Origin of the sequence: Pseudomonas sp. BJa5 (assembly GCF_030272875.2) — a bacterium.
Taxonomy (GTDB): domain Bacteria; phylum Pseudomonadota; class Gammaproteobacteria; order Pseudomonadales; family Pseudomonadaceae; genus Aquipseudomonas.
Genome location: NZ_JALRNG020000019.1, coordinates 72544 through 86791 on the forward strand (window position 1 = coordinate 72544; position 14248 = coordinate 86791).

Consider the following 14248-nt stretch of genomic DNA (forward strand, 5'->3'; position numbering starts at 1 on the left):
TCTCAACTCAACGCCGGGCTGTCCGTCGTTGTGGTGCGCACTATACGGATGACCTCGAGGGCTGTAAAGCCCCGGATCAAAAAAAATTTCAAAAAATTCAACTTGTTGATTCTGCGGGCCTATTGCCGCTCTCCGGAGGCCGTGTCGGGGCTGTCCAAGCCTGAAATTTCCGGTTTCAATACGGCTATGCCAAACTAACCCTTATATAGACAAGGTGAACCCCTCCTAATGGCCGATTGGCAGTCCCTCGATCCCGAGGCCGCTCGTGAAGCGGAAAAATACGAAAACCCCATTCCTAGTCGTGAGCTGATTCTGCAGCGTCTGGACGAGCGCGGCTCGCCAGCAGCGCGCGAACAGTTGGTCGAAGAGTTCGGCCTGACCACCGAAGACCAGATCGAAGCCCTGCGCCGCCGTCTGCGTGCCATGGAGCGTGATGGCCAGCTGATCTATACCCGGCGCGGCACTTATGCCCCGGTAGACAAGCTGGACCTGATCCTGGGCCGCATTTCCGGTCACCGTGACGGCTTCGGTTTCCTCGCCCCTGACGATGGCAGCGATGACCTGTTCCTGAGCCCGGCGCAGATGCGCCTGGTGTTCGACGGCGACCGCGCCCTGGCCCGGGTCTCCGGCCTCGACCGCCGCGGTCGTCGCGAAGGCGTTATCGTCGAAGTGATTTCCCGCGCCCATGAAAGCATCGTGGGTCGCTATTTCGAAGAAGGCGGTATCGGCTTCGTCACCCCGGACAACCCCAAGGTCCAGCAGGAAGTGCTGGTCACCCCGGGGCGCAACGGCGGCGCCAAGATCGGTCAGTTCGTCGAGGTGAAGATCACCCACTGGCCGACCCCGCGCTTCCAGCCCCAGGGTGACATCACCGAAGTGATCGGCAACTACATGGCGCCGGGCATGGAAATCGACGTGGCGCTGCGCAGCTACGACATTCCCCATGTCTGGCCCGAGGCCGTGATCAAGGAAGCGCGCAAGCTCAAGCCGGAGGTCGAGGAGAAGGACAAGGAACACCGAATCGACCTGCGCCACCTGCCGTTCGTCACCATCGACGGCGAGGACGCGCGCGACTTCGACGATGCGGTCTACTGCGAGAGCCTGGGCAAGCTGCGCCTGTTCTCCGGTGGCTGGCGCCTGTACGTGGCCATTGCCGACGTCTCCAGCTATGTGCGCCTGGGTTCTGCCCTGGACGCCGAAGCCCAGGTGCGCGGCAACTCGGTGTACTTCCCCGAGCGGGTGGTGCCGATGCTGCCCGAAGAGCTGTCCAACGGCCTGTGCTCGCTGAACCCGCACGTCGACCGCTTGGCGATGGTCTGTGAAATGACCATCAACAAGTCCGGGCAGATGGTCGATTACCAGTTCTACGAAGCGGTGATCCATTCCCATGCGCGCCTGACCTACAACAAGGTCAGCAGCATGCTCGAACACGCCCGCACCCGCGAAGGCAAGGCCCTGCGCGAGGAATACAGCGAGGTGGTGCCGCACCTCAAGCAGCTCTATGCACTGTACAAGGTACTGCTGGCGGCCCGTCACACCCGTGGCGCGATCGACTTCGAAACCCAGGAAACCCGGATCATCTTCGGCTCCGAGCGCAAGATCGCCGAAATCCGGCCGACCGTGCGCAACGATGCGCACAAGCTGATCGAAGAGTGCATGCTGGCGGCCAACGTGGCCACCGCAGAATTCCTCAAGAAACACGAGATTCCGGCCCTGTACCGGGTCCACGACGGTCCGCCGCCGGAGCGCCTGGAAAAACTGCGCGCCTTCCTCGGTGAGCTGGGCCTGTCCCTGCACAAGGGCAAGGACGGTCCGTCGCCCAAGGATTACCAGGCGCTGCTGGCGAACATCGCCGATCGTCCGGACTTCCACCTGATCCAGACCGTGATGCTGCGCTCGTTGAGCCAGGCGGTGTACAGCGCCGACAACAACGGCCACTTCGGTCTGAACTACGAGGCCTACACCCACTTCACCTCGCCGATCCGTCGTTATCCGGACCTGCTGACCCACCGGGCCATCCGCAGCGTGATCCGTTCGCGCCAGGATACCCCGCACGTCAAGCGTGCCGGCGCCATGAGCATTCCCAAGGCGCGCATCTATCCGTACGACGAGCCGACCCTGGAGCAACTCGGCGAGCAGTGCTCGATGAGCGAGCGGCGTGCCGACGAGGCTACCCGCGACGTGGTCAACTGGCTCAAGTGCGAGTACATGAAGGACCGCGTGGGCGAGAGCTTCCCAGGTGTGATCACCGCGGTGACCGGCTTTGGCCTGTTCGTCGAGTTGACCGACATCTACGTCGAAGGCATGGTCCATGTCAGCGCCTTGCCGGGCGACTACTACCACTTCGATCCAGTGCACCATCGCCTGTCCGGTGAACGTACCGGGCGCAGCTTCCGCCTGGGCGATACGGTCGAAGTGCGGGTGATGCGCGTCGACCTCGAGCAGCGCAAGATCGACTTCGAGATGGCCGAAAACACCCTGAAGGCACCGATTGGCCGCAAGCCGCGCGCCGAGGGTGTCCGTCCGCAGGATGGCAAGGCTGTGCCGATCCTCGACAAGGCCGAGACGATCAAGGCCGAGCCTGCGCGCCGGAGCAAGAAGAACGAAACCGCCGAAGCTTATTTCCCTTCGCACGCCGCGGCGAAAAACGCCGAAGTGCGCAAGAGCCGGGAGATGAAGAAGGCGCTGATGGCCGATGCCAAGCACGCCAGCGGCAAGTCGTCCTCCAAGGCCGGCAAGTCGTCGGAGAAACCGAGCAAGCATCGCAAGGGGCCGCCGAAAGCGGGCTCCGGATCACGTAAACCCAAGGCCAAGTCATGAGTCAGTTGGAAAAGATCTACGGTGTTCACGCCGTGGAAGCGCTGTTGCGTCACCACCCTAAGCGGGTCAAGCAGATCTGGTTGTCCGAGGGCCGTAGCGAGCCTCGGCTCCAGGCACTGCTGGAACTGGCTGCACAGTACCGCGTGGCCGTCGGCCAGGCCGAGCGCCGCGAGCTGGACGCCTGGGTCGAAGGCGTTCACCAGGGCGTGGTGGCCGAGGTCAGCCCGAGCCAGGTCTGGGGCGAGGCGATGCTCGAAGAGCTGCTCGACCGCACCGAAGTCACGCCGCTGATCCTGGTCCTCGACGGTGTCACCGACCCGCACAACCTCGGCGCCTGCCTGCGCACCGCCGATGCCGCCGGTGCCCTGGCGGTGGTGGTGCCCAAGGACAAGTCGGCGACCCTGACCCCTGCGGTGCGCAAGGTGGCCTGCGGCGCTGCCGAAGTGATCCCGCTGGTGGCCGTGACCAACCTGGCGCGCACCCTGGAGAAACTCCAGCAGCGCGGCCTGTGGATTGTCGGTACCGCCGGCGAGGCCGAGCAGGAGCTGTACCAGCAGGACCTGACCGGGCCGACCATCCTGATCATGGGCGCCGAAGGCAAGGGCATGCGCCGTTTGACTCGCGAGCACTGCGATTTCCTGGTCAAGCTGCCGATGGCCGGCAGCGTGAGCAGCCTGAACGTGTCGGTGGCGACCGGTATCTGCCTGTTCGAGGCCGTTCGTCAGCGTAACGCCAAAGCCAAGGGTTGATGCCTTCGCGGGGCAAGCCCGCTCCCACATAGATCCATGTGGGGGCGGGCTTGCCCCGCGATGCTTTTCAGCTGCTCAATAATTCACCAATTCCCTTGCTTGTCCCCCGGCGCTTCTCTACAATTGCGCCCCTTGCCGTGTTGGCAGGCGTTCACGCGCCTTTTCCCGGGGCAAGACCTATAAGTGTCATTCACTCCTTGTCTGACCACTCTGGTGGCAGACTACAACCCGTAAGGAGCATTCATGCGTCATTACGAAATCATCTTTCTGGTCCACCCTGACCAGAGCGAGCAAGTCGGCGGCATGGTCGAGCGTTACACCAAGCTGATCGAAGAAGATGGTGGCAAGATCCACCGCCTGGAAGACTGGGGCCGTCGTCAACTGGCCTACGCAATCAACAATGTTCACAAGGCTCACTACGTGATGCTGAACGTTGAGTGCTCCGGCAAGGCCCTGGCCGAGCTGGAAGACAACTTCCGCTACAACGATGCCGTGATCCGTAACCTGGTCATCCGTCGCGACGAAGCCGTCACCGGTCAGTCCGAGATGCTCAAGGCCGAAGAGAACCGCAGCGAGCGCCGTGAGCGTCGCGACCGTCCTGAGCATGCTGACAGCGCCGAAGGCGACGACAGCAATGACAGCGACAACAGCGATAACGCTGACGAGTAATCCACGGACCTTTTGAGGAGCCTATTACATGGCACGTTTCTTCCGTCGTCGTAAATTCTGCCGCTTCACTGCTGAAGACGTGAAAGAGATCGATTTCAAAGATCTCAACACCCTGAAAGCTTACGTATCCGAAACCGGCAAGATCGTTCCGAGCCGTATCACTGGTACCAAAGCTCGTTATCAGCGTCAGCTGGCTACCGCTATCAAGCGCGCCCGCTTCCTGGCCCTGCTGCCCTACACCGACAGCCACGGCCGCTGAGACCGGGTTTTCGACAAGTAGCAAAGGATAAAATGCATGCGCGCCTTGGCTGATTTCATCATGCGCGGTCGCGTGCAGGCCACCCTTGTGGTGGTGGGTTGTGCGGCTTTGCCGCTGTTGTTCTGGTTGAGTGCCGCCGCCGGGAGCCTGGTGTTCCTGCGGCGCGGTTTCAAGGACGCCTCCGGGGTCCTCGCCTGGGCATTATTGCCGGCGTTGGCCTGGTGGTTCTTCGGCGAGCCGCGCACCTTGTTGGTGTTGCTGGGTACGCTGGGGCTGGCTGCGCTGTTGCGCGCCGGGCAGTCCTGGAACCGGGTGCTGTTGTCCAGCATCGCTTTGGGCCTGGTGTATGGCGTGATTCTGGGTTCGGTGTTCCGCGAACCGATCGAAGCTCTGGCTGGAGCGCTTGAAAAAGCCCTGCCGCAGATGCTCGACGGTCTCTACCAGCAGTTGTCGGTAGAGGAGCGGGCCCGCCTGGGTGGCCTGATCGCACCGGTGCTCAACGGCCTGATTGCGGCCTTGTTGCAAGCCGTCAGTGTGCTGGCCCTGATGTTGGGTCGTTACTGGCAGGCAGTGTTGTATAACCCGGGAGGTTTTGGTCGCGAGTTTCAAGCGGTCAGGCTCCCCCTGGTGCCGACGCTGGTACTGGTGGTGCTCATGCTGGTGGGGCCGAATTTCGGTCCTGAACTGGCGATGTTGACGCCGCTGTGCAGCGTTCCGCTGATGTTCGCAGGGCTTGCCCTGATGCATGGGCTGGTGGCGCAAGGACGACTGGGCAAATTCTGGCTGGTCGGGATGTACGTGACACTGCTGCTGTTCATGCAGCTGACTTATCCGTTGCTCGTGGTTCTGGCCATTGTCGACAGCCTGATTGATTTTCGCGGTCGCAAGGCACCCCCGAAAGGTGCCGATAACGATTCCGCGAACGGTGAAGGTTAAAAGTTAAGAGGTTTATACCAAATGGAACTGATCCTGCTGGAAAAAGTCGCCAACCTGGGCAACCTGGGCGACAAGGTAAAAGTTAAGTCCGGTTACGGTCGTAACTTCCTGCTGCCATTCGGCAAAGCTGTCGCTGCTACCGCTGCCAACCTGGCTGCGTTCGAAGAGCGTCGTGCTGAGCTGGAAAAAATCGCTGCTGAGAAGAAAGCTTCGGCTGAAACTCGCGCTGCCCAACTGGCCGAGCTGGAAGTGACCATCACTGCCACCGCCGGTGACGAAGGCAAGCTGTTCGGTTCGATCGGCACCCACGACATCGCTGACGCCCTGACCGCCTCCGGCGTTGAAGTGGCCAAGGCTGAAGTTCGTCTGCCGAACGGCACCATCCGTAACGTCGGCGAATACGACGTTGCCGTGCACCTGCACAGCGACGTTGAAGCCACCGTTCGCGTGGTTGTTGTCGCAGCCTAAGCTGTACCGATCGGTTGGCACCTTGAGTGCCAGCCGGTTAACATCGGGCACGATCCTGCTTTGCAGGTCGTGCCCTTTGTCTTTTTCAACACCCTGATTCCTGCGTGGCCATGAACGAGATAACCGCCCCCGAGCAATATGATCTGCAAACCGCTGCCCTGAAGGTGCCGCCACATTCCATCGAGGCCGAACAGGCCGTGCTCGGTGGCTTGATGCTGGACAACAACGCCTGGGAGCGGGTGCTCGATCAAGTCTCCGACGGCGACTTCTACCGTCATGACCACCGCCTGATCTTCCGCGCCATCCACAAGCTTGCCGACCAGATGGCCCCGTTCGACGTGGTGACCCTGCACGAGCAGCTGGACAAGGAAGGTCTCAGCTCCCAGGTCGGCGGCCTGGGCTACCTGGGCGAACTGGCCAAGAACACCCCGTCGGTGGCCAACATCAAGGCCTACGCGGGGATCATCCGCGAGCGGGCGACCCTGCGCCAGCTGATCAGCATCAGCAACGAGATCGCCGACAGCGCCTTCAACCCCCAGGGCCGCAATGCCGAAGAGATCCTCGACGAGGCCGAACGGCAGATCTTCCAGATCGCCGAGGCGCGGCCGAAAACCGGTGGCCCGGTGGGCGTCAACGAACTGCTGACCAAGGCCATCGACCGCATCGACACCCTGTTCAACACCTCCGACGCGATCACCGGCCTGTCCACCGGCTACACCGACCTCGACGAGAAGACCAGCGGCCTGCAGCCGGCCGACCTGATCATCGTCGCCGGCCGTCCGTCCATGGGTAAGACCACCTTCGCCATGAACCTGGTAGAGAACGCCGTGCTGCGCAGCGACAAGGCGGTGCTGGTGTACTCCCTGGAGATGCCAGGCGAATCGCTGATCATGCGTATGCTGTCGTCCCTGGGGCGTATCGACCAGACCAAGGTCCGTTCCGGCCAGCTGGAAGACGACGACTGGCCGCGGCTGACCTCGGCGGTCAACCTGCTCAACGACCGCAAGCTGTTCATCGACGATACCGCCGGCATCAGCCCGTCGGAAATGCGTGCCCGTACCCGCCGCCTGGTGCGCGAGCACGGCGAGATCGGCCTGATCATGATCGACTACCTGCAGTTGATGCAGATCCCGGGCTCCAGCGGCGACAACCGTACCAACGAGATCTCCGAGATCTCCCGCTCGCTCAAGGCCCTGGCCAAGGAATTCAACTGCCCGGTGGTGGCCCTGTCGCAGCTCAACCGCTCCCTGGAACAACGCCCGAACAAGCGTCCGGTGAACTCCGACTTGCGTGAATCGGGTGCGATCGAGCAGGACGCCGACGTGATCATGTTCGTCTACCGGGACGAGGTGTATCACCCCGAGACCGAACACAAGGGCATTGCCGAGATCATCATCGGCAAGCAGCGGAACGGCCCGATCGGCTTTATCCGCCTGGCCTTCATCGGTAAGTACACGCGCTTCGAGAACCTGGCGCCGGGTAGTTACAACTTCGACGACGACGAATAAGGCCATTTCCTCCTATTCCGACCTTTAACGTCGGAATTGGTCAATTTTTGTGCTATATTCCGCGCCCGCGATTTTTCATCGATTAGCCACCGGTCACTGACATGCAAGCAGCCAAACCACTTTTCGACTATCCCAAGTACTGGGCCGAATGCTTCGGGCCAGCACCGTTCCTGCCGATGAGCAGGGAGGAGATGGATCAGCTCGGCTGGGATTCCTGCGACATCATCATCGTGACCGGTGATGCCTACGTCGACCATCCGTCGTTCGGCATGGCGATCATCGGCCGGCTGCTGGAGGCCCAGGGCTTCCGGGTGGGCATCATTGCCCAGCCCGACTGGCAGTCCAAGGATGACTTCATGAAACTTGGCGAGCCGAACCTGTTCTTCGGCGTCGCGGCCGGCAACATGGACTCGATGATCAACCGCTACACCGCCGACAAGAAGATCCGCTCGGACGACGCCTACACGCCGGGCGGCCTGGCCGGCAAGCGTCCGGACCGCGCCAGCCTGGTCTACAGCCAGCGCTGCAAGGAAGCCTACAAGCATGTGCCGATCGTCCTCGGCGGCATCGAGGCGTCGCTGCGCCGCATCGCCCACTACGACTACTGGCAGGACAAGGTCCGTCATTCGATCCTGATCGACGCCTGCGCCGACATCCTGCTGTACGGCAACGCCGAGCGGGCCATCGTCGACGTCGCCCAGCGCCTGGCGGCCGGCGAGAAGATCGAAGACATCACCGACATCCGCGGCTCGGCCTTCATCCGCCGCGATACCCCGCAGGGCTGGTACGAAGTCGATTCCACCCGCATCGACCGGCCGGGCAAGGTCGACAAGATCATCAACCCGTACGTCAACACCCAGGACACCCAGGCCTGCGCCATCGAGCAGGAAAAGGGCGAGGTCGAAGACCCGAACGAAGCCAAGGTGGTGCAGATCCTCGACAGCCCGCGCATGACCCGGGACAAGACGGTGATCCGCCTGCCATCGTTCGAGAAGGTCCGTAACGACCCGGTGCTCTATGCCCACGCTAACCGCGTGTTGCACCTGGAGACCAACCCGGGTAACGCCCGCGCCCTGGTGCAGAAGCACGGCGAGGTGGATGTCTGGTTCAACCCGCCACCCATTCCGATGACCACCGAAGAAATGGACTACGTGTTCGGCATGCCCTATGCGCGCATTCCGCACCCGGCGTACGGCAAGGAGAAGATCCCGGCCTACGACATGATCCGTTTCTCGGTGAACATCATGCGCGGCTGCTTCGGTGGCTGCACCTTCTGCTCGATCACCGAGCACGAAGGGCGCATCATCCAGAACCGTTCCCACGACTCGATCATTCGTGAGATCGAAGAGATTCGCGACAAGGTTCCCGGTTTCACCGGCGTCATTTCCGACCTGGGCGGCCCGACGGCGAACATGTACCGCATCGCCTGCAAGAGCACGGAGATCGAGACCCACTGCCGCAAGCCGTCGTGCGTGTTCCCGGGCATCTGCCCGAACCTGAACACCGACCACTCCTCGCTGATCAAGCTGTACCGCAGCGCCCGTGCCTTGCCGGGGGTGAAGAAGATCCTGATCGCCTCGGGCCTGCGTTACGACCTGGCGGTCGAGTCGCCGGAGTACGTGCGCGAGCTGGTGACCCACCACGTCGGTGGCTACCTGAAGATCGCTCCGGAGCATACCGAGGAAGGTCCGCTCAACCAGATGATGAAGCCGGGCATCGGCACCTACGACCGCTTCAAGCGCATGTTCGAGAAGTTCTCGAAAGAGGCGGGCAAGGAGCAGTACTTGATCCCGTACTTCATCGCCGCCCACCCGGGCACCACCGACGAAGACATGATGAACCTGGCGCTGTGGCTCAAGGCCAACGGCTTCCGCGCCGACCAGGTGCAGGCGTTCTACCCCTCGCCAATGGCCTCGGCCACGGCCATGTACCACTCGGGCAAGAACCCGCTGCGCAAGGTCACCTACAAGAGCGAAGGGGTGACCATCGTCAAGAGCGAGCAGCAGCGTCGCCTGCACAAGGCCTTCCTGCGCTACCACGATCCGAAGGGCTGGCCGATGCTGCGCGAAGCCCTGGAACGCATGGGCCGTGCCGACCTGATCGGCCCGGGCAAGCACCAGCTGATTCCGCTGCACCAGCCGGCGACCGACAGCTACCAGAGTGCCCGGCGCAAGAACTCGACCCCGGCCGGCAGCCACAAGGTGGGCAAGGAGCAGAAGATTCTCACCCAGCACACCGGCTTGCCGCCGCGTGGCAGTGACGGTGCCAAGCCCTGGGACAAGCGTGAGCAGGCCAAGGCCGCCGCCTTTGCCCGCAACCAGGAAGCGGCCAAGGCACGCAAGGATGCGGCCAAGGGCGGCAAGGGCAAGAAGAAGCCAGCGCGCCAGCCGGTACTGCCGCGCTGAGTGTGGTTATCGGGGGCCTTCGAGTACTTTCAGTTTTCCTGGGAGTTCATCATGCAGGTCCCTGATCAACCGGGTGCAGGAGTAGCACGTCGGGTACTTGGTAAATAGCATCAGGGATTCAACCTGGTTCAGGTCCGGCGTGTCCTTTCTGAACTGGGCAATGAGCAATCGCTCGGAATCCAGCTCTCGCAAGTTGACGCTGCCCTCCAGGGTCTTGGTATTGCCCAATGAGGGGGTCGGCGGGACGAGGATACGGTCCTCCGGGAGTTCTCGGTCCCCTCTCGACGGTTGCACGTCAATGAATCGACCCTCGGTAGCATGGGTGGCGTTAGCTCCAGAAAATTGCCAGTTTGCAGCTGTGCGTTTATCCGCCATTGCATGGCTCAGCTCAAACTTGAAACTGTCCGAGGACTTCCTTCCTGACACAGAAAAGTAAGTGTCTGCCGCTCGTCCATCTTTATAAACGACCCGTAGGAAGGCGTAGTTTTTCTGTTTTCCTATGTTGTTCATTCTCGGACTGTTCAGAATGGTTTTGACGCTGTGCATGTTAGACATCGTCAGCATGTTCAATGTAGTGGCAATCTGCGTCAGGTATGAAGCCGCCGTCTGGTTCGTAATGGGGTCCCACCCATCAATAGTCTGGCGAATAGCCTTCCTTATACGTAACTGCGTGAACTTGCAGAATAGCGCGAGATGAACGGCTGAGCTGGCGGTGTCAAACTCAGCGCTTTGGTAGAATGCCGTTGCGGGAATTTTGTTATCATCCAGTTCCTTGGACAAGTTGGCGGTGTGTTTGTCGAGGATGTCTGGTTTTACGAACTTGAACTGGTAATGAGCGTCGTAGGCGCCATTGTAAACACTCGCGAGATAGGTATCTTCGTCGATCATGTCCAGGTCGCTTGTATCGTTAAGGTGTTGAGTGTTCATCTTTTGTAGTGAAAGTGTGTTGCCTGTCCCTGTCAGATCACCGCGATAGTAAGTGCTGTTGTCGGCGCGAGTGACCAGTACGGGGTCTCCACCGCTTTTACGCTTGATTAAAATGGCTGAAATCGTTCGAGTGTCATCCGCTTCGGGCGAGATTCTTCCGAGTTTTATCTGTTTGAAAACATCGTTCCCTCCGAGGATTTCAGCAGAAACAACGGAGTTATAGGTTATTTCACGCCCCCCGTAGGGTCTCTTCAACTGTCGGCCGGCTACAGTCCAGATGGCGCTGTTGTGGATGAATTCTCCGTGAGCTGGTTGGATACTTCGATTCAGAAACCACTCTACAGGGAGCGCGTTCTGGTTATTGACCACCTCTGCGTTGGTCCACACTTTTGTTCTGATCTCCCCTTCGCAAGGCACCATATCCAGCCCACGTTTGCGGCGGCAGGGAACGTAGTGCAGAGGGGGGAGAAACTCATCATCCGGTAAACGATCAGGCGTTCGCCGCCACACCGTTTTGCCCGTGTCGAGCGTTTTCATTTTGTAGAGGGCACGCTCTGTTTCCAGGTAGATATCGTCGCCCAGGTACTTCACTCTTACTTGTTGCAGAGAGCGAGGAAGCGTGAACGCCCACTGGCCATCCACGCTGCGCACCGGTATGTCAGTAACCGGCCGCCGTGTCAGTTGGCCTTTGGATGCGCTCATCAAGGGTGGGCCAAACGGGAATCGATGGACTGAGTCGACAGCGTAGTGGTCATGTCCTTGTAGGTGGATGGCAGTATTGCGATGGCTGTCGAGCCTGCGACGCAGAAACCTGTCGGTGCTGGTGAAGCCTTTTGCATGCCATGTCGCAATCGGGCGTCGAAGGGTTGTGTGTGCGCTCCAGTGTGATCGCAGTGCTTTGAGCTTGTTGTGCAGGAAGGCTCGGGCAGGTTTGCTCAGCTGATAGGCTGATCTGCTCAATGCCAGGGGGCCGTCTAACGGGTTGAACAGATCCAAAGCTTGTTGTGCGACTGTCACAGTGCCGAGTTTTACAAGTGCCGTCCTGGCTGCCCTGAAGCCGTTGTTCCAGGCGAGCATCAACACTTTTGCCCCCTGGCTTGCGAGCTTACCGGCTGCAATACCCAGCGTGACCGCGTCGACCGCTACGGCGAGGGACGCCCAGGCAATATCGTTGATGGTTCCGAACTTCCTGGCTTCCTGCAATTGTTCAATCGGGCCCCATAGCGGAACGATGTAGTTTTTCAAGACATAGAGCGCTGGGCGGTCTTTGTCGAATCGTGTCATTCCCCGACAGGCCAATCGGAAATGATCTGGATATTGCACTAAATAATTATCGGCCATGATTGTGGCTAATCGTTGGCCAACTTCGGCGGCGGGGTACGGTGGAAATTGCTCTAGGAAATAGGCCTTGGCTATTGAAGCGTCATTACTGACTTGGTCAACAGCGTCCTGTGGTCTTGAAGGGTGGAAGGGGCGGACGAGCGTGAAGCTTTTTATATCGTTGCGTCTGATTATTATTGATTCAAATGGGCGAACTTCATAAAAATAGGGGCGTTCGTCATACTTGACCGCCTGGGCTTTTATAATGAAGTTGAAGCGCACGTAGAGCGCTTCCCCAGAGGGCGCTGCCACAAGGTGGCAGAGAGCGGTATTTCCTGCGCCAATGATTAGGCGATCCTCATAAGGCAGGGAGTCAACGAGTTCGAACACCAGGGTCTCATAGCTTTTCTTTACCTGCGCGAGCCAGGGGTCGTACGCTGCTGCGAATTGGTTATTGATGTCAGGGTCGTCAGGAATATCCTGGAAATTTAGTTTTATTGGGTTTTCCCCAGGTTGGGTCCATTTGTTTTTTTTCTGTGTTAATTTTCCGGCAGCAACCAAGTCAATCAAAGTGCCGTAAGCAGGTCGTAAGGTTCCTCTGTAGCTGGATGGCGTATAAAGTGCGATGTCCCCGTCGTCTTTAAGCGCTAAGCTTACTACGTGGCTGAAATCATTGTCCTCTACCAGTAGGAATTGGGGGGGGGCGCCAACGTTCTTGATAGCCTCGTGCGCCATCTGAAATCGATCGGGTGGAGCGGTTCCAAGGTGAATCATGGCCTGCTGCAGACGGTGCTCATATTCTCGAAACTCTTCGACATATTCGCCGATGCGAGCTTCAGTCAACGTTGAAAAATAAGCGCTGTTGCGATCTTCGACCCACTCCCGTATGGCCTGGCGGCCATAAAGAAATAGCATGTCACCGTCATTGTTTACTCGCTTGAGTTCAGCTTGGCGCAGTGTCATCAATTGCAAGTACGAAAGTTGAGCTGACCAACCGGGGTGGATGACCTCCGCAATGGTGAGTGCCTGCTTGAATTGAAACCACTTCAGCGTGCGGCGAAAACGCAGGCTGGGGGGTAAATGAGGTACTCGAAACTCCAGCGGTAACTGGTTGCGCAGTGCCAACACTGCCAATTTGGCCTGGAGCGCGCTCAGTTGCTTGCCACGGCTGACGAAGTGCTCAAGTGCCAATTGTGTTTCATCGAGTGTCTTGCCCGAGTACCTTCGCTCGCCGTTGCTGTGCAGACTGTTCAATTCGCTGGCCAGTTCGGTCGCTTGTGGATACAAATCAAGCGCAATAGACACTTCCAGCAGCTTATAGACGACGGTTGGGGAGGTTGCTTCTCCCGCCGAGGTACCCAGCCAGTTCAGTTTCTGCAGCAATCTGTGCGCGAAGTGTTGCGCCTTGTCACTCTCCAGCAAGTGCACCATCGCGGCGAAGGGGGTTCGAGGGAGGGATTGTTCGACCGTGTCGCCCCAAATAGCTTGGAGCAGTGATGCTGTACGGCCTTTGAATTCAGCAGCAGTGTCCAGTATCAGGCGGATGTCGATGTCATCGAGCATCAGTGGAGGAATTTGCCGGTCAATTATCCAGTAAGCCAGATCCTCTGCACTCAAGTGTTCGATACAGCCCTGCGCAGAGAGGGAGTCTTGCGCCACGACGATGCCATAGTAATGAAGCATTGCGACGGGGCTGACTCCCGAATACTCAAAGACGCCCCCCAGCTCTCCTGCCAACTGTCTGAGGCTCTTCAATTTGCCGGCCAGCGCTGGGAAGTCAGCCAGTAACGCGCTCGTGTTTCGGGGGGGCTTGCCTTGTTGGAGACTGAAATTCCCGGTTGATGTGGCTTTGAAGAACGTACGCTGCCCGGGGGGCGTATTTTCGCCAACGTCTTGCCGCACTTTCTCGGCGAACGCTCTCGCCGTCAGGTGAAGCGTTGCCAAAGGGGTGCCTTCGGTAGGCACAAGCACTGCTGGTGCTGGAATTGTGGCACTCAGGTGCTGTTTGAGCTGCTGCAGATCCTGGTCGACGGCCTGGGCCAAGGTTGAGAAAAGCAGAGCATCGCCATATTCGGGCGTCGAATCGAGTGTGTCCATACTGGAACTCCTTTGCGAGCTGCCGCAGGCCGGCAGCGTTCTCGCCACTTTGTGAAAGCCTGGCTGCGCATTGGTGGTACATATGTATGT

Annotated in this window: 9 protein-coding genes; 8 read left to right on the forward strand and 1 reads right to left on the reverse strand. The window is 59.6% G+C overall.

From position 1 onward, the window contains the following. The first annotated feature begins 228 nt into the window (after positions 1 to 228). From rnr to M2D63_RS13220, 8 genes are all read left to right on the forward strand, one after another. Positions 229 to 2820 carry a ribonuclease R gene (rnr, locus tag M2D63_RS13185; RefSeq protein ID WP_285863362.1) on the forward strand — a complete coding sequence of 864 codons (2592 nt, stop codon included), beginning with the start codon at positions 229 to 231 and terminating at the stop codon, positions 2818 to 2820. After that, on the forward strand, positions 2817 to 3569 hold the full coding sequence (gene rlmB / locus M2D63_RS13190) for a 23S rRNA (guanosine(2251)-2'-O)-methyltransferase RlmB (protein ID WP_285863363.1): 753 nt from the start codon (positions 2817 to 2819) through the stop codon (positions 3567 to 3569). The genes rnr and rlmB overlap by 4 nt, the downstream gene beginning before the upstream one ends. A 243-nt stretch (positions 3570 to 3812) precedes the next feature. Further along, positions 3813 to 4238: a 30S ribosomal protein S6 gene (gene rpsF, locus M2D63_RS13195; RefSeq protein ID WP_285863364.1), complete on the forward strand. Its 426-nt coding sequence runs from the start codon at positions 3813 to 3815 to the stop codon at positions 4236 to 4238. A 28-nt stretch (positions 4239 to 4266) separates the two neighbouring features. Continuing rightward, positions 4267 to 4497, forward strand: a complete 231-nt coding sequence (gene rpsR / locus M2D63_RS13200) for a 30S ribosomal protein S18 (protein ID WP_003249563.1) — start codon at positions 4267 to 4269, stop codon at positions 4495 to 4497. Positions 4498 to 4533: 36 nt separating this feature from the next. Next, entirely contained in the window at positions 4534 to 5433 is a 900-nt protein-coding gene (locus M2D63_RS13205; RefSeq protein ID WP_285863365.1) for a hypothetical protein, read from the forward strand. Positions 5434 to 5454: 21 nt separating this feature from the next. Further along, entirely contained in the window at positions 5455 to 5901 is a 447-nt protein-coding gene (gene rplI, locus M2D63_RS13210) for a 50S ribosomal protein L9 (RefSeq protein ID WP_285863366.1), read from the forward strand. Between the two features lie 110 nt (positions 5902 to 6011). Continuing rightward, entirely contained in the window at positions 6012 to 7409 is a 1398-nt protein-coding gene (gene dnaB, locus M2D63_RS13215) for a replicative DNA helicase (RefSeq protein ID WP_285863367.1), read from the forward strand. A gap of 101 nt (positions 7410 to 7510) precedes the next feature. After that, positions 7511 to 9814, forward strand: a complete 2304-nt coding sequence (locus M2D63_RS13220; RefSeq protein WP_285863368.1) for a YgiQ family radical SAM protein — start codon at positions 7511 to 7513, stop codon at positions 9812 to 9814. A 6-nt stretch (positions 9815 to 9820) separates the two neighbouring features. Here the strand turns inward: M2D63_RS13220 and M2D63_RS13225 are convergent, their stop codons facing one another. After that, positions 9821 to 14158, reverse strand: a complete 4338-nt coding sequence (locus M2D63_RS13225) for a hypothetical protein (protein ID WP_285863369.1) — start codon at positions 14156 to 14158, stop codon at positions 9821 to 9823. Positions 14159 to 14248: the final 90 nt, after the last annotated feature.